Source organism: Sphaerotilus sp. (assembly GCF_034519685.1).
Lineage (GTDB): Bacteria > Pseudomonadota > Gammaproteobacteria > Burkholderiales > Burkholderiaceae_C > Sphaerotilus.
Genome location: NZ_JAXHOF010000003.1, coordinates 1,445,752 through 1,460,617 on the forward strand (window position 1 = coordinate 1,445,752; position 14,866 = coordinate 1,460,617).

The 14,866-nt window shown below is 67.4% G+C and carries 12 protein-coding genes and 1 pseudogene; 2 read left to right on the forward strand and 11 right to left on the reverse strand.

What is annotated here, in order from left to right:
* Window positions 1-44 precede the first annotated feature (44 nt).
* Window positions 45-1,344, forward strand: a pseudogene (locus U5O44_RS10405) (patatin-like phospholipase family protein).
* Here U5O44_RS10405 and U5O44_RS10415 read toward each other — a convergent pair.
* The 11 genes from U5O44_RS10415 to gyrA form a co-directional block, all read right to left on the reverse strand.
* Window positions 1,325-1,660, reverse strand: coding sequence for a ComEA family DNA-binding protein (locus tag U5O44_RS10415; RefSeq protein WP_322588354.1), 336 nt, complete (start codon window positions 1,658-1,660; stop codon window positions 1,325-1,327). The pseudogene U5O44_RS10405 and the gene U5O44_RS10415 overlap by 20 nt on opposite strands.
* A 129-nt stretch (window positions 1,661-1,789) precedes the next feature.
* Window positions 1,790-2,941 (reverse strand): lipopolysaccharide assembly protein LapB, encoded by a 1,152-nt coding sequence (gene lapB / locus U5O44_RS10420; protein ID WP_322588355.1) that lies wholly within the window; start codon window positions 2,939-2,941, stop codon window positions 1,790-1,792.
* Window positions 2,931-3,260, reverse strand: coding sequence for a LapA family protein (locus U5O44_RS10425; protein ID WP_322588356.1), 330 nt, complete (start codon window positions 3,258-3,260; stop codon window positions 2,931-2,933). The genes lapB and U5O44_RS10425 overlap by 11 nt, the downstream gene beginning before the upstream one ends.
* 19 nt (window positions 3,261-3,279) lie before the next feature.
* Window positions 3,280-3,582 carry an integration host factor subunit beta gene (locus U5O44_RS10430; RefSeq protein WP_322588357.1) on the reverse strand — a complete coding sequence of 101 codons (303 nt, stop codon included), beginning with the start codon at window positions 3,580-3,582 and terminating at the stop codon, window positions 3,280-3,282.
* 36 nt (window positions 3,583-3,618) lie between these two features.
* Window positions 3,619-5,334: a 30S ribosomal protein S1 gene (rpsA, locus tag U5O44_RS10435; RefSeq protein WP_322588358.1), complete on the reverse strand. Its 1,716-nt coding sequence runs from the start codon at window positions 5,332-5,334 to the stop codon at window positions 3,619-3,621.
* An 82-nt stretch (window positions 5,335-5,416) separates the two neighbouring features.
* Window positions 5,417-7,456 carry a bifunctional 3-phosphoshikimate 1-carboxyvinyltransferase/cytidylate kinase gene (locus U5O44_RS10440; RefSeq protein ID WP_322588359.1) on the reverse strand — a complete coding sequence of 680 codons (2,040 nt, stop codon included), beginning with the start codon at window positions 7,454-7,456 and terminating at the stop codon, window positions 5,417-5,419.
* A gap of 17 nt (window positions 7,457-7,473) precedes the next feature.
* The gene (locus tag U5O44_RS10445; RefSeq protein ID WP_322588360.1) at window positions 7,474-8,355 is read right to left on the reverse strand and encodes a prephenate dehydrogenase; all 882 of its coding nucleotides are present in this window, start codon (window positions 8,353-8,355) and stop codon (window positions 7,474-7,476) included.
* A 20-nt stretch (window positions 8,356-8,375) separates the two neighbouring features.
* Window positions 8,376-9,473 carry a prephenate dehydratase gene (pheA, locus tag U5O44_RS10450; RefSeq protein WP_322588361.1) on the reverse strand — a complete coding sequence of 366 codons (1,098 nt, stop codon included), beginning with the start codon at window positions 9,471-9,473 and terminating at the stop codon, window positions 8,376-8,378.
* A gap of 36 nt (window positions 9,474-9,509) precedes the next feature.
* Window positions 9,510-10,610 (reverse strand): 3-phosphoserine/phosphohydroxythreonine transaminase, encoded by a 1,101-nt coding sequence (serC, locus tag U5O44_RS10455; protein WP_322588362.1) that lies wholly within the window; start codon window positions 10,608-10,610, stop codon window positions 9,510-9,512.
* Window positions 10,611-10,662: 52 nt separating this feature from the next.
* Window positions 10,663-11,253, reverse strand: a complete 591-nt coding sequence (locus U5O44_RS10460; RefSeq protein WP_322588363.1) for a DUF2059 domain-containing protein — start codon at window positions 11,251-11,253, stop codon at window positions 10,663-10,665.
* Window positions 11,253-13,913 carry a DNA gyrase subunit A gene (gyrA, locus tag U5O44_RS10465; RefSeq protein WP_322588364.1) on the reverse strand — a complete coding sequence of 887 codons (2,661 nt, stop codon included), beginning with the start codon at window positions 13,911-13,913 and terminating at the stop codon, window positions 11,253-11,255. The genes U5O44_RS10460 and gyrA overlap by 1 nt, the downstream gene beginning before the upstream one ends.
* A 231-nt stretch (window positions 13,914-14,144) precedes the next feature.
* On the opposite strand from gyrA, the gene ompA reads away from it, so the two are divergent.
* Complete coding sequence (ompA, locus tag U5O44_RS10470; protein WP_322588365.1) at window positions 14,145-14,834, forward strand: outer membrane protein OmpA; 690 nt, start codon at window positions 14,145-14,147, stop codon at window positions 14,832-14,834.
* Window positions 14,835-14,866: the final 32 nt, after the last annotated feature.

Here is a 14,866-nt window from a genome sequence, read left to right on the forward strand (position 1 = left end):
CTTCTGCACAGCCTTGGTCCGGAACGGACCGCTAGACTGGCCACATGGACTCCCCGAATGCTCTGGCACCCCCCCCGTCCGGTCCGATCGGGCTGCTGCTGACGGGTGGTGGCGCACGCGCGGCCTATCAGGTGGGTGTGCTCAAGGCCGTCGCGCGCATCGGGCGTGAATGCGGGGCACCGCGCACCAGCCCCTACCAGGTCATTGCCGGAACCTCTGCCGGCGCCATCAATGCCGCGGCGCTGGCTTGCCAGGCCGACCGCTTCGATGCGGCCGTGGGAGAGGTCGCGGATGTCTGGTCCCAATTCCGCTCGGAGCAGGTCTATCGCACCGACTCGCTGGGGGTCATCCGCGCGGGTGCGCCCTGGCTGACCATGATGTCCTTTGGCTGGGCGCTGCACCGCTGGCGGCGTGTCCGACCACGGTCCCTGCTCGACAACAGTCCGCTGGAGACGCTGCTGCTGCGCATGGTGCGCTTCGACCGGCTGCCCCGCGTGATGGCCGAGGGGCATCTGCACGCCCTGGCCGTGACGGCCTCCAGCTACTCCAGCGGCGAACACATCACGTTCTACGAGTGTGCTCAGGACATCGCACCGTGGACACGGTCGCAGCGGCAAGCGGTCCGTACCCGGCTGGGCGTGCGACATCTGCTGGCCTCTGCCGCCATTCCCTTCGTGTTCCCGGCGACCTCGCTGCCTGTGGACGACCGGCACGGCTGGTTCGGCGATGGCTCGATGCGGCAGGCGGCCCCCATCTCGCCTGCAGTGCATCTCGGCGCCGAGCGGATCCTGATCGTCGGCGCGGGCCGCATGCACGAGCCCCCCCGGCGGTCACCTGGAGATTGCCGGTTACCCCAGCATCGCGCAGATCGCGGGCCACGCACTGTCCAACATCTTTCTGGACGCACTGGCCGTGGACATCGAACGCCTGCAGCGCATCAACAGCACCCTGGCTTTGCTGCCCCCAGAGGCCCGGGCGCGCACCCCGCTGCGCCCCATCGAAGCGCTGGTGATCGCGCCCAGCCAGCGTCTGGATGACATCGCCAGCAAGCACCTGGACACGCTGCCCCGGACGATCCGGGCCCTGCTGCGGGGCGTGGGGGTCACGGGCCAGGGCGAGACGGCCCGCGGTGCCGCGCTGGCGAGCTACATGCTGTTCGAGTCCGCGTACACCCGCGAGCTGATCGCCCTCGGTGAAGCCGACACCCAGGCCAAGCGGGAGGAAGTTCGCGCATTTTTCGGCTGGGGCCACGGTGCAGGGGTGCAGGCCCTGGCGCGGCAGCGGGCACCGGCACTGCCGCCAGAAGCGCAGAACGTGGCGCGCCTTACTTCTTCTCGGTCTTGAGGTCGCCGGCAGGGGCAGCGGCGGCAGCCACCTGCGTTCCGACCGCCTGGTCGAAGGTGCGGCCGTTGACCGTCAGCCCACCCGTCGAGAACTTGCTGGCCGTCGCCTGCTTGACCCCCTTGACACGCTCCATCACGTCGGCCCAGTCCTTGAACGGCGCCTTCTTGCGCTCGTCGAGGATCTTGCCGGACATGGCCGGGCCGATGCCCTTGATCGATTCGAGTTCGGCCTGGGTGGCCTTGTTGATGTCGGCCGCAGCCAGGCAAGTGGCGGCAGCCAGACTCAGCACAACGCTCAGGATTTTCCGGATCAGCATGGTGATTCCCCTTGGTGGTCATGGGCACATGGACTCATGTGCACGACATGCAAGGTCACGATACGGACCGCGGGCACAGCCCGCATCCCTCCTAAGGGTCACACCGATGGGGGATGTCCCCGGACTGGGTCATTGGTCTTCGAGGCGTCGCGGCGGAAAGGTATCCCAGCCGTGGCACCCGGGGCATTGCCAGAAATACTGCTGCGCCTCGAAGCCACAGGCTGCGCAGCGGTAGCGTTGCAGCGGTTTCAGCGCCTGCGCGACGCTGACCTCCACCGCCTGCAATTCCTGCGGATCCAGCGGCTCGCGGCCGTGTTCGCGCAGCAAGCTGAGCGCCGGGCCGAGTCCGGGCTGGGTCTGCAGATGTGTCAGCAGCAGCTGGCGGCGGGACTGGGCATCGCCGTCGAGCCGGAGCAATGCCGCCAGCAGATCCGAAGTCGGCGCCCGTGCATGCAGTTCACGCAGCACGGCCCGCGCCTCGTCGCCCCGGCCACAGGCGAGCGCGCTGGTCGCCAGCTCGGTGGCAATCACCGAGAGGGCCCCAGGATGCACGCCCGCCAGCGGCAACCACCAGCCCAGAGCCTGCTCGTGCCGTCCAAGCCGGGCGCAACGCTGACCTGCGAGGACCAGCGGACGGGCGGCCTGCGGAGCGGCCTGGCGGGCCTTGTCCAGCGCGGCGAGCGCGTCCTCGCCCTGGCCGCGGGCATCGGCTTCCAGCGCCAGTTCGCAGCCGTAGTGGGCGATGCGCTGGCCGAACGATCCAGCGGCCACCGTCTCCAGACCACGCGCCACTTCGATGGCGGACTTCCAGTCGCGCGAACGCTCGTGCAGGGTCAGTAGCGCCAGACGGGCATCCGTGGCAAACGCCGTGCCCTCCAGTGCCTTGAACGCAGATTCGGCGCGGTCGAACAGGCCGGCCTTCAGATAGTCCTGGGCCAGCGCATGCTGCGCACGGTCACGTTCGGTGGCGGGAAGGTCGGCACGGGCCAGCAAGTGCTGGTGGACGCGAACGGCACGCTCATATTCGCCACGGCGGCGGAACAGGTTGCCCAGCGCGAAATGCAGATCGGAGCTGCCCGGGTCATGCTGGACAGCCTCGATGAAGGCATCGATTGCCTTGTCCTGCTGTTCGTTGAGCAGCAGGTTGAGCCCCTTGAAATAGGCGCGCGGCGAGGATTCAGCATCGCGGCGCCACTGCCGCAGATCGAGACGAGACGCCAGCCAGCCAAACCCGAAGGCCAGCGGCAGCCCCAGCAGCACCCACTGCAGATCAAATTCCATCACGCGAAGGAGGACTCAGGGGCACGTCAGGCACGACCGGCACGGCGGAAGCCGGCATCGCGGCGGGATTGGCCGGAGCCGTGGCAGTGGCAAGGGGCTTGCCGGGAAGACGACGACGCTGACGCCACCAGTTGGGTGTCATCGCCAGCACGCCAAACACCGCACCCGCGGCAAAGACCACGAGCACCATCAGCACCATGGGTGCGCGGAACTCGAAGCCGAAGAACCATTTGAGTTGCGCTTCGTGCTGATTGTTCAGCGCAAAGGCGAAGAGAACGAAGAAGACGGCGGCCCGGAAGAGCCAGGAAAGAAATCGCATGGCACTGCGATTCTAGTGCTCAGCCGTCGGCGCGGTCGGCGCTGGGCTGGTCGACCGCCTCGCGCAAGGCTTTGCCAGGCTTGAAATGCGGCACGAGCTTTTCAGGAATGGTGACCGGCTCGCCGGAGCGGGGATTGCGCCCCACACGCGGCGGCCGGTGGTTGATCGCGAAGCTGCCGAAACCACGGATCTCGATGCGGTGACCTTTTCCGAGCGCATCCGACATCGCGTCGAGCATCGTCTTGACGGCGAACTCGGCATCGCGGTGCGTGAGCTGGCCAAAGCGGTTGGCCAGCAATGTGACGAGGTCGGAGCGGTTCATGCAGCGAGGACCGTGGTTCAGCAGCGTGTCACGCGATCAGTTGCCCTGGTCGAGCTTGGCCTTGAGCAGAGCGCCCAGGCTGGTGGTGCCGGCGTTGCCGACGGTCTCGCGGTTGTCGACCGACAGGCGCTGCAGGGCTTCTTGCTGCTCGACGCTGTCCTTGGCCTTGATCGACAACTGGATCGAACGCGTCTTGCGGTCGATGTTGATGATCATGGCGGAGACATCGTCGCCTTCCTTGAGCAGGTTGCGGGCGTCTTCGACACGCTCGCGGGCCAGCTCGGAAGCACGCAGGTAGCCGGTGACTTCGTCGCTCAGCTGGATCTCGGCGCCACGGGCGTCCACGGTCTTGACCTTGCCGGTCACCGTCATGCCGCGGTCGTTGACCGAGGTGTAGTTGGTGAACGGATCGGCGTCGAGCTGCTTGATGCCCAGCGAGATGCGCTCGCGCTCGACATCGATGCCCAGCACGACGGCTTCGACGTCCTGGCCCTTCTTGAAGTTGCGCACGGCCGCTTCGCCGGTCTCGTTCCAGCTCAGGTCGGACAGGTGCACCAGACCGTCGATGCCAGCGGCCAGACCCACGAACACGCCGAAGTCGGTGATCGACTTGACGGGGCCCTTGACCTTGTCGCCGCGCTTGAAGTTCTGCGCGAACTCGTCCCACGGGTTGGCACGGCACTGCTTCATGCCCAGCGAGATGCGACGCTTGTCTTCGTCGATCTCCAGGACCATGACTTCCACTTCGTCGCCCAGGGCCACGATCTTGGAAGGCGCCACGTTCTTGTTGGTCCAGTCCATTTCGGAGACGTGGACCAGGCCTTCGATGCCAGGCTCGATTTCCACGAACGCACCGTAGTCGGCGATGTTCGTGACCTTGCCGAACAGGCGGGTGCTCGACGGGTAGCGACGCGACACGCCGTACCACGGGTCGTCGCCCATCTGCTTCAGGCCCAGCGAGACGCGGTTCTTCTCGGCGTCGAACTTCAGCACCTTGGCGGTCAGCTCCTGACCCACCGTCACCACTTCGCTCGGGTGACGGACACGGCGCCAGGCCATGTCGGTGATGTGCAGCAGGCCGTCGATGCCACCCAGGTCCACGAACGCACCGTATTCGGTGATGTTCTTGACCACGCCGTTGACGAAGGCACCTTCGCGCAGCGTTTCCAGCAGCTTGGCGCGCTCTTCGCCCATCGAAGCCTCGACCACCGCGCGACGCGACAGCACAACATTGTTGCGCTTGCGGTCGAGCTTGATGACCTTGAACTCCATCGTCTTGCCTTCGTACGGGCTCATGTCCTTGACCGGACGCGTGTCCAGCAGGGAACCCGGCAGGAAGGCGCGGATGCCGTTGACCAGCACGGTCAGGCCGCCCTTGACCTTGCCCGACACGGTGCCGGTCACGAAGTCGCCGGACTCCAGCGCGGTTTCCAGCGACAGCCACGAGGCCAGACGCTTGGCCTTGTCGCGCGACAGGATGGTGTCGCCGTAGCCGTTTTCGATGGCGTCGATGGCCACCGACACGAAGTCGCCGATCTGGACTTCGAGTTCGCCCTTGTCGTTCTTGAACTCTTCCAGGGGAACGTAGGCTTCGGACTTCAGGCCGGCGTTGACGACGACGAAGTTGTGCTCGATGCGGACGACTTCCGCCGAGATCACTTCACCAGGACGCATGTTGGCCTGCTGGAGCGACTCCTCGAACATCGACGCGAAGGAATCCATGCCGAAATCGGCCATAGCTGCTTGGGACATTGGGGGACTTTCTGCACCGGGACTGTCCCGGTGGCGGGTACCACTTCCGTGGCGGGGTTAGGTTGCGGATCCGTGCGGGGCGTCAGTGGGCGGGCGCCGACGTGGCCTCGAACGGTTGTCTCGCGTCCCACCAGACCACCACCTGCTGCATCGAGGCATCGATGCCGAGCTGCGAGTTGTCCAGCAGAACCGCGTCTTCAGCCGGCTTCAAGGGGGCGGTGGCGCGGGATCTGTCCCGCTCGTCGCGCGCATCCAAGTCGGCTCGAAGGTCGTCGAGACTAGCAGGAATTCCCTTGGAAATCAATTGGTTGTGGCGCCGCGCGGCCCGCGCAGCGGCTGTAGCCGTCAGGAAGATCTTGAGCGGCGCGTCGGGGAAGATCACGGTGCCCATGTCGCGTCCGTCGGCCACCAGCCCCGGCAGTTGCCGGAAACCACACTGCAGGTCGAACAGCGCCGCCCGCACCGCCGGCCACGCCGAGATCTGCGAGGCCATCGTGCCGACCGCCTCCTCGCGCAGCTCGTCGCTCACGTCCTCGCCCGCCAGCAGCACGCGCACGCCCTCGAAGCGCAGCCCCATCGAACGGGCGATCGCCGCCAGTCCGGCCTCGTCGGCCGCCGACACCCCGGCGCGGCGCGCGGCCAGGGCCGTGACGCGGTAGAGCGAGCCGGAATCGAGCGTGTGGTAGCCCAGCCGGTTGGCCACGCAGGCCGACAGCGTGCCCTTGCCGGAAGCGGTCGGCCCGTCGATGGTCAGCACGGGAATGTCCGCCGGCCGCGCCGTGACGACCGAGAACAGCGCCTCGAAGTAGTCCGGGAAGGTCTTGGCGACGCACTTCGGATCGAGGATGCGCACCGGCACCGCGTGCTCGCCGTCACCCGCCGGGTTCAGCCGGTTGAACGCCGCCAGCGACAGGCACATCGCCATGCGGTGGTCGTCGTAGGTGTGGATCGCCGCCGGCTGGAAGGTCGCCAGTGGCTCGACGCGGAGGTAGTCCGCGCCCTCCTCCACCGTGGCGCCGAGCTTGCGCAGCTCGCAAGCCATCGCGGCGATGCGGTCGGTTTCCTTCACGCGCCAGCTCGCGATGTTGCGCAGCGTGCTCGGACCGTCGGCGTAGAGCGCCATCACGGCCAGCGTCATCGCCGCGTCGGGGATGTGGTTGCAGTCGAGGTCGATCGCCTTCAGCGGCCACGCCCCGCGCCGGATCTCCAGCGCGTTCGGCTCGGCGCGCACCAGCGCGCCCATCGCCTCGGCCGCCTCGACAAAGCGGATGTCGCCCTGGATCGAGGCCGCACCCACACCCTCGATGCGCACCGGCGCGTCCACGCCGGCGATGGCACCCAGCGCGATGAAGTAGGACGCCGACGACGCATCGCCCTCGACGTGGACCTCGCCCGGCGTGACGTAGCGGCTGCCGGCGGGGATGACGAAGCGCTCCCAGCCGTGGCGCTCGACGGCGATGCCAAAGCGCTGCAGCAGGTTCAGCGTGATCTCGATGTAGGGCTTGGAGATCAGCTCGCCGACCACCTCGATCGTCACCGCCCGCTCGGTCGCCGCCAGCGGCAGCGCCAGCAGCAGCGCGGTCAGGAACTGGCTCGACACATCGCCGCGCACACGCACCGGCGTGTCCAGCGCCAGCGTGCCCCCGGCCACGCGCAGCGGCGGATAGCCTTCGACGCCCAGGCACTCGACCACGCTACCCAGCCCGCGCAGGGCGTCGACCAGGTCGCCGATCGGCCGCTCGTGCATGCGCTTGACGCCGCCGAGCGTGAACGCGGTGTCCGCCACCAGCGTCGAGACCACCGACAGCGCGGCGGTCAGCGGGCGCATCGCGGTGCCGGCGTTGCCGAGGAACAGCGTGGCCTCATGCACGGCGGGGCGGCCAGCGAACCCGGTGATGCGGGTGAAACGTCCCTCCACCACGATCGTGCAGCCCAGCGTGCGCAGCGCGTCCAGCATCACCCGCGTGTCGTCCGAGTCGAGCAGATCGACCAGCGTCGTCGTGCCCTCGCTCAGTCCGGCCAGCAGCAGCAGGCGGTTGGAGATGCTCTTGGAGCCCGGCAGGTGGACCGTGCCGGCGGCGTGGCCGAGCGGCGGGAGATCGAGAAACGGAATCGAATACATGGCGCGGACGGGAGATTTCAGCGGGCGGTGGCCGGGCGGGCATTCATCTGCCAGCCGGCACGGCCATCGGAGGCGGTGCGGATGAGGTCTTCGAGGGCTTCCTGGTTGCCCGAGCGCATGACGACCTCGAAGGCGTCGAGCGCATGGCGCAGGCGCTGCGACTGCTTGAGGATCTCCTCGCGGTTGCTCTGCAGGATGTCGCGCCAGACGGTCGGATCACTCGCGGCGATGCGCGTGAAGTCGCGGAAACCCGGGCCGGCCAGCGACAGGAACTCGCGCCCGGCCGGCTGCAACATCACCGCGTTGAAGTAGGCAAAGGCCAGCAGGTGCGGCAGGTGGCTGACGGCGGCAAACGCCGTGTCGTGGTTCTCCGGCGTCATGCGCAGCACCTGGCAGCCGATCGCCGCCCACACGTCGGTGGCCTTCTGCACCATCACCGGGTCGGTCTGCGCCAGCGGGGTGAGGATGACCTGCTTGCCCTGGTAGAGCTGCACATCGGCGTGCTCGACCCCGGCGACTTCCTTGCCTGCGATCGGGTGCGCGGGCACGAAGCTGCCGATGCGCTCCTTGAGCACACGCCGCGCCACATCGACCACGTCGCGCTTGGTGCTGCCCACGTCCATGAACAGCGTGCCCGGCTCGACCATGTGGCGGATCGCCTTGAACGTGGCCTCGCTCGCGGCGACCGGCACCGCGATCAGCACGATGTCCGAGCCCGACACCGCCAGCAGCGCCGACTCGGCCGCGATGTCGATCACGCCCATGCGGCGTGCCCGCTCCACCGTGGACGGCGACTTGCTGTAGCCCACCACGCGCTGCACCAGCCCGGCTCTTTTCAGCGCCAGCGCGAAGCTGCCGCCCATCAGGCCGCAGCCGATCACCCCCAGTTGATTGAACATGATGATGGTCGGAGCCGTGCTCAGTGAACGTCGATCGGGTAGGTGCCGAGCACCTTGAAGAAGGCGCAGGACTCGCGCAGCTCATGCAGCGCGGTCTGCACTGCGGGCTGGTTCGGGTGGCCCTGCACGTCGATGAAGAAGTAGTACTCCCACTGGCCCGAGCGCGCCGGGCGCGACTCCAGCCGGCTCATCGACACGCCGTGCTTCTTCAGCGGCGCGAGGATGTCGTACATCGCACCGGGGCGGTTCTCCACCGACACCACCAGACTCGTGCAGTCGTGGCCGGAGGCCTGCGGCGCCGGGTGGCGCAGCGGGTCGGTGACGATGGCGAAGCGGGTGCGGTTGTGGGTGTCGTTCTGGATCGCCGGGGCGACGACGTGGACGCCGTATTCGCTGGCCGCGCGGGTGCTGGCGATGCCAGCAATCGACGGATCGAGTGCGGCCAGGCGCGCGCCTTCGGCGTTGCTCGACACCGGGCGGCGCTCGGCGTGCGGCAGGTGCAGCGAGAGCCATTCGTGGCACTGCGCCAGCGCCTGCGGGTGGGCACAGACTGCAGTGATGCCCTCCAGCGCGTTCTCCTTGCGCAGCAGGTTGTGGCGCACGAACAGGCTGGTCTCGCCGATGATGAACAGCGGCATGGTCAGAAAGATGTCCAGCGAGCGCGCCACCATGCCCTCGGTGGAGTTCTCGACCGGCACGACGCCGAAGTCGGCCACGCCGGCCGAGGTGCTGCGGAAGACCTCGTCGATGCTCACGCACGGCACGCGCACGATGGACGAGCCGAAGTAGCCGAGCGCGGCTTCCTCGCTGAAGGTGCCGGCCGGGCCGAGGTAGGCGACGCGGGTGGGCGTCTCCAGCGAGCGGCAGGCCGACATGATCTCGCGCCAGATCGGGGCGACGCTCTCGTTTTTCAGCGGGCCGGAGTTGCCGGACTTCAGGCCGTCGATGACCTGCGCCTCGCGCTCGGGGCGGAAGACGACCGAGCCTTCCTTCTTCTTGATCTCGCCGACCTCCAGCGCCAGCCCGGCGCGTCGGTTGAGCAGCGCGAGCAGCTCGCGGTCGAGGGCGTCGATCTTGTCGCGCAGCTCCGGCAAGGTGGGCAGGGTCGGCGTGGTCATGGCGAGGGTCTCGTGGTGTTGTTCTGTTCGGTCGGGTCAGCCGTTCGCGGCGGCAAAGTCGCGCAAGTAGTCCACCAGCGCCTGCACGCCAGCCAGCGGCATCGCGTTGTAGATCGAGGCGCGCATCCCGCCGACGCTCTTGTGGCCCTTGAGCTGCAGCAGGCCGCGCGCCTTCGCGCCGGCGAGGAAGGCCTCGTTGCGCGACTCGTCGCGCAACTGGAAGGGCACGTTCATGCGCGAGCGGCAGACCGGGTCGATGCGGTTGACGTAGAAATTCGCGCCCTCGCCATCGAGGCAACCATAAAGCAGCGCGGCCTTCTCGACCGCACGGCGCTCCATCTCGGCCACGCCACCCTGGCGCTTCACCCACTGGAACACCAGCCCGGCGATGTAGATGCCGTAGGTCGGCGGCGTGTTGTACATCGAGGCGTTGTCGGCGACCGTCTTGTAGTCGAACGCACTCGGGCAGATCGCCAGCGCGTGGCCGAGCAGGTCTTCGCGCACGATCACGATCGTGACGCCGGCCGGGCCGATGTTCTTCTGCGCGCCCGCGAACGCCAGACCGACCTTGGACCAGTCGACCGTGCGCGACAGGATGTGCGAGGAGCAGTCGATCACCAGCGCCGCGTCGCTGCCCAGCGCCTTCAGGTCCGGCAGCGTCTGGAACTCGACGCCGTGGATCGTCTCGTTGGTGCAGACGTGGACATAGCGCGCCCCCGGCCGTAGCGCCCAGCCCGCCGGGTCCGGCATCGTCAGGTGACCGCCTTCGGCATTGCTGGCGATGACCTTGGCGTCGCAGTAGCGCAGCGCCTCCTTGGCCGATTTCTGCGACCACGAGCCGGTGACGACGAAGTCGGCCGCCTCGCCGCGCGACAGGTTCATCGGCACGATCGCGTTCTCGGCCAGCCCGCCGCCCTGCATGAACAGGATGCGGAAGTTCGCCGGCACCGCAAGCAACTCGCGCAGGTCGGCCTCGGCGGCTTCGGCGATGGACATGAACTCGCGGCCACGGTGGCTCATCTCCATCACGCCCATGCCCGAGCCGTGCCAGTCGAGCATCTCGGCCGCGGCTTCGCGCAGGACTTCCTCGGGGAGCGCCGCCGGGCCGGCGGAGAAGTTGTAGGGACGCTGGGACATCGTCAACTCACAGGCAGGACTGGGGACCAGGAAAACGGCGTGGCTTCCTGAATCACTTCTTGGCCGGGGCCGACGCCCCCTTGGCCGGCGGCGGCGGCAGGCCCAGGCGGCCACTGACGCTGCGGTCCAGCGCCTGCAGCTTCGGCTCGACCAGCGAGCGCGTCTCGGCGACGAGCTTCTCGGACAGCCCCTTCTGGATCTCCGGCGTGAGTTGCTGGTAGCGGCGCACGACCGGCGATTCCAGCCAGCCCACCAGCTGCTTGAGTTCGTCCTCGGTGAACTTCTCCTCCAGCAGCGGCCCCATCACGCTCGGCGCCAGCTTCAGCGCCTTGTCGCGCAGCAGCGGATTGGTTTCCTCGACGTACTTGCGGATGTCGGCCTGGATCGCCTTGGCCATCTCCTCGCGCTTCTCGGGCGCGATGCGGGTCTGCAGCACCTGACCGGCCTGCTGCATCAAGGCCATCGCCGGCTGCTCGACCAGGCTGCGGGCGATGCCCTCGACGCCGCCCTGCTGCAACTGGACCACCTTGGCGACCAGCTCCTTCTTGGTGGGGCTGCTCTGGGCCGATGCCAGCATCGGGGCGGTCATCAGCACACACAGGGCGCCGGTCGTCAGCGCCGAGCGCCACAGGTTGGAAGTCATCAGAGGCTTTCCCCGGCGGTGTCGCCGGCATCGGTTTCAGGATTGGCGGAGTCGGTCACCGACACGGCGTCGGCGGCCGCGTCGTTCTCGACGATGCGCTGCAGACCCGAGAGTTTGGCGCCTTCGTCCAGTGCGATCAGCGTCACGCCCTGGGTGGCACGGCCGAGTTCGCGGATCTCCGACACCCGGGTGCGCACCAGCACGCCCTTGTCGGTGATCAGCATGATCTCGTCAGCCGGTCGCACCAGCGTCGCGGCGACCACCCGGCCGTTGCGCTCGCTCTGCTGGATGGCGATCATGCCCTTGGTGCCACGGCCGTGGCGGGTGTACTCGCCGATGGAGGTGCGCTTGCCGTAGCCGTTTTCGGTGGCGGTCAGCACGCTCTGGGTCTCGTCCTCGGCGACCAGCATCGCGATGACGCGCTGCCCTTCTTCGAGCGCCATGCCGCGCACACCGCGCGCCTGCCGACCCAGCGGACGCACATCGTTCTCGTCGAAGCGCACCGCCTTGCCGCCATCGCTGAACAGCATCACGTCGTGCGCGCCATCGGTCAGCGCCGCGCCGATCAGGTAGTCACCCTCGTCCAGATCGACCGCGATGATGCCGGCCTTGCGCGGGTTGCTGAAGTCGTCGAGCGCGGTCTTCTTCACCGTGCCGCGCGCGGTGCACATGAAGATGAAGTGGTCGGCCGGGAAGGTGCGGTTGGCACCCGTCAGCGGCAGCACGACCGTGATCTTCTCGCCCGGCTGCAGCGGGAACATGTTGACGATCGGCTTGCCACGGCTGGCGCGCCCGCCCTGCGGCACTTCCCAGACCTTGAGCCAGTACACGCGCCCGCGGTCGCTGAAGCACAGGATCCAGTCGTGCGTGTTGGCGATGAAGAGCTGGTCGACCCAGTCGTCGTCCTTGGTGGCGGTCGCCTGCTTGCCGCGCCCACCGCGCTTCTGCGAGCGGTATTCGGCGAGCGGCTGGCTCTTGATGTAGCCGGTGTGACTCAGCGTCACGACCATGTCGGTCGGCGTGATCAGGTCTTCGGTGCCGAGTTCCTGCACGTTGTGCTCGACCACCGAGCGGCGGGCGCCGACCTTGGTCTGGCCGAACTCCAGCTTCAGCGCCGTCAGCTCGTCCCCGATGATCGTGGTGACGCGCTCCGGCCGGGCCAGGATGTCGAGCAGGTCGGCGATGACGGCCATCACGTCCTTGTACTCGCCGATGATCTTGTCCTGCTCCAGCCCGGTCAGGCGCTGCAGGCGCATCTGCAGGATCTCGCCGGCCTGGTCGTCCGACAGGCGGTACAGGCCGTCCGGCTGCATGCCGAAGTGCGTGGGCAGCCCTTCCGGCCGGTAAGCCTCGCGGCCGCCGAGCGTGCCGGCCTCTTCGGCGCGGGCGAGCATGTCGCGCACGAGCTGCGAGTCCCAGCTCTTGTTCATCAGCGCCGCCTTGGCCACCGGCGGCGTGGGCGAGGCCTTGATGATCTGGATGAAGTCGTCGATGTTGGCCAGCGCGACCGCCAGCCCTTCCAGCACATGCCCGCGCTCGCGTGCCTTGCGCAGCTCGAACACCGTGCGGCGCGTCACCACCTCGCGGCGGTGCTCCAGGAAGATCTCCAGCAGCAGCTTCAGGTTGCACAGGCGCGGCTGACCGTCGATCAGCGCAACCATGTTCATGCCGAAGCTGTCCTGCAGCTGCGTCTGCTTGTACAGGTTGTTCAGCACCACCTCGGGCACTTCACCGCGCTTCAGCTCGATCACCACCCGCATGCCGGACTTGTCCGACTCGTCCTGGATGTGGCTGATGCCGTCGATCTTCTTCTCGTGGACCAGCTCGGCGATGCGCTCCAGCAGCGTCTTCTTGTTCACCTGATAGGGAATCTCGTCGACGATGATGGACTGGCGGGCACCCCGGTCGATGTCCTCGAAGTGGACCTTGGCGCGCATCACGACGCGGCCGCGGCCGGTGCGGTAGCCCTCGCGCACGCCGCTGACGCCGTAGATGATGCCGGCGGTCGGGAAGTCCGGCGCCGGGATGATCTCCATCAGCTCGTCGATCGTCGCCTCGGGGTGCTGCAGCAGGTGCTGGCACGCGCTCACCACCTCGTTGAGGTTGTGCGGCGGAATGTTGGTGGCCATGCCGACCGCGATGCCGGAGGATCCGTTCACCAGCAGGTTGGGCAGCCGGGCCGGCATCACCAGCGGCTCCTTTTCGCTGCCGTCGTAGTTCGGCCCGAAGTCGACCGTTTCCTTGTCCAGATCCGCCAGCATCTCGTGGGCGATCTTGGACAGGCGGATTTCGGTGTACCGCATGGCGGCGGCGTTGTCGCCGTCGACCGAACCGAAGTTGCCCTGCCCGTCGACCAGCATGTGGCGCAGCGAGAAGTCCTGCGCCATGCGCACGATCGTGTCGTAGACCGCCGTGTCGCCGTGCGGGTGGTATTTACCGATCACGTCGCCGACGATGCGGGCAGACTTCTTGTAGGGGCGGTTCCAGTCATTGTTCAGTTCGTGCATCGCGAACAGCACGCGCCGATGCACCGGCTTGAGCCCGTCGCGCGCGTCCGGAAGCGCCCGACCGACGATCACGCTCATCGCGTAATCCAGATAAGAGCGGCGCATCTCCTCTTCGAGGCTGATGGGCAGTGTTTCTTTGGCGAATTGAGTCATGCGGTCAGGGTCCCAGCGCGGACGGTCGAGCCCTGCATTCTACGAGCCACGCAATGTCGCCAGCGCGCAACAGCCCGTCAGGAGGCCCCCGTTCCCCCTAACGATCCGCTTGACCTCGTATGGCACAATCAATTTGTCGGTCCCTAGCGCCGCGCTCTCATCGGCAAGCATGGGCCGCCGCTTTTTCTGCATCTTGCAGCCCGATTTGCGGCTTTTCTCGAGAGGAGAACCATGAACAAACTCAACAAGGTTGCACTGCTGTTCGCGTCGGCCGCACTGGCCGCCTGTGCGACCGGTGGCTCGACCTCCGGCGCCATGGACAACTGGCGTGCTGCTGACGGCACCGTCGTCAAGAACGGCTCCAACGAACTCTGCTGGCGCGATGCTACGTGGACTCCGGCGACCGGCGTGCTGCCGTGCGATGGCGTTCCGGTTCCGGCAAAGCCTGCTGCTCCGGCACCTGCTCCCGCACCGGCCCCGGCTCCCGCTCCGGCTCCTGCTCCGGTCGCTCCTGTGGCGGCTCCGAAGCCGGCGCCTGTGGTGGCCCCGGCCGCCCCGGTCAGCGAGAAGGTCACCTTCGCTGCCGACGCATTCTTCGACACCAACAAGTCGGTGCTGAAGAAGGAAGCCGGCGCCAAGCTGGACGATCTGGTCAGCAAGGTCAAGGGCATCAACCTCGAAGTCATCATCGCCGTCGGCCACACCGACAGCGACGCTTCGGACGCCTACAACCAGAAGCTGTCGGTCCGCCGTGCGGAAGCCGTCAAGAAGTATCTGGTCAGCAAGGGCATCGAGCCGAACCGCGTCTACACCGAAGGCAAGGGCGAGAAGCAGCCCGTCGCCGACAACAAGACGAAGGAAGGCAAGGCCAAGAATCGCCGCGTCGAGATCGAAGTCGTCGGTACGCGCATCAAGAAGTAAGCACACTCGTCAGCAGCTTCGGCTTGCTCACG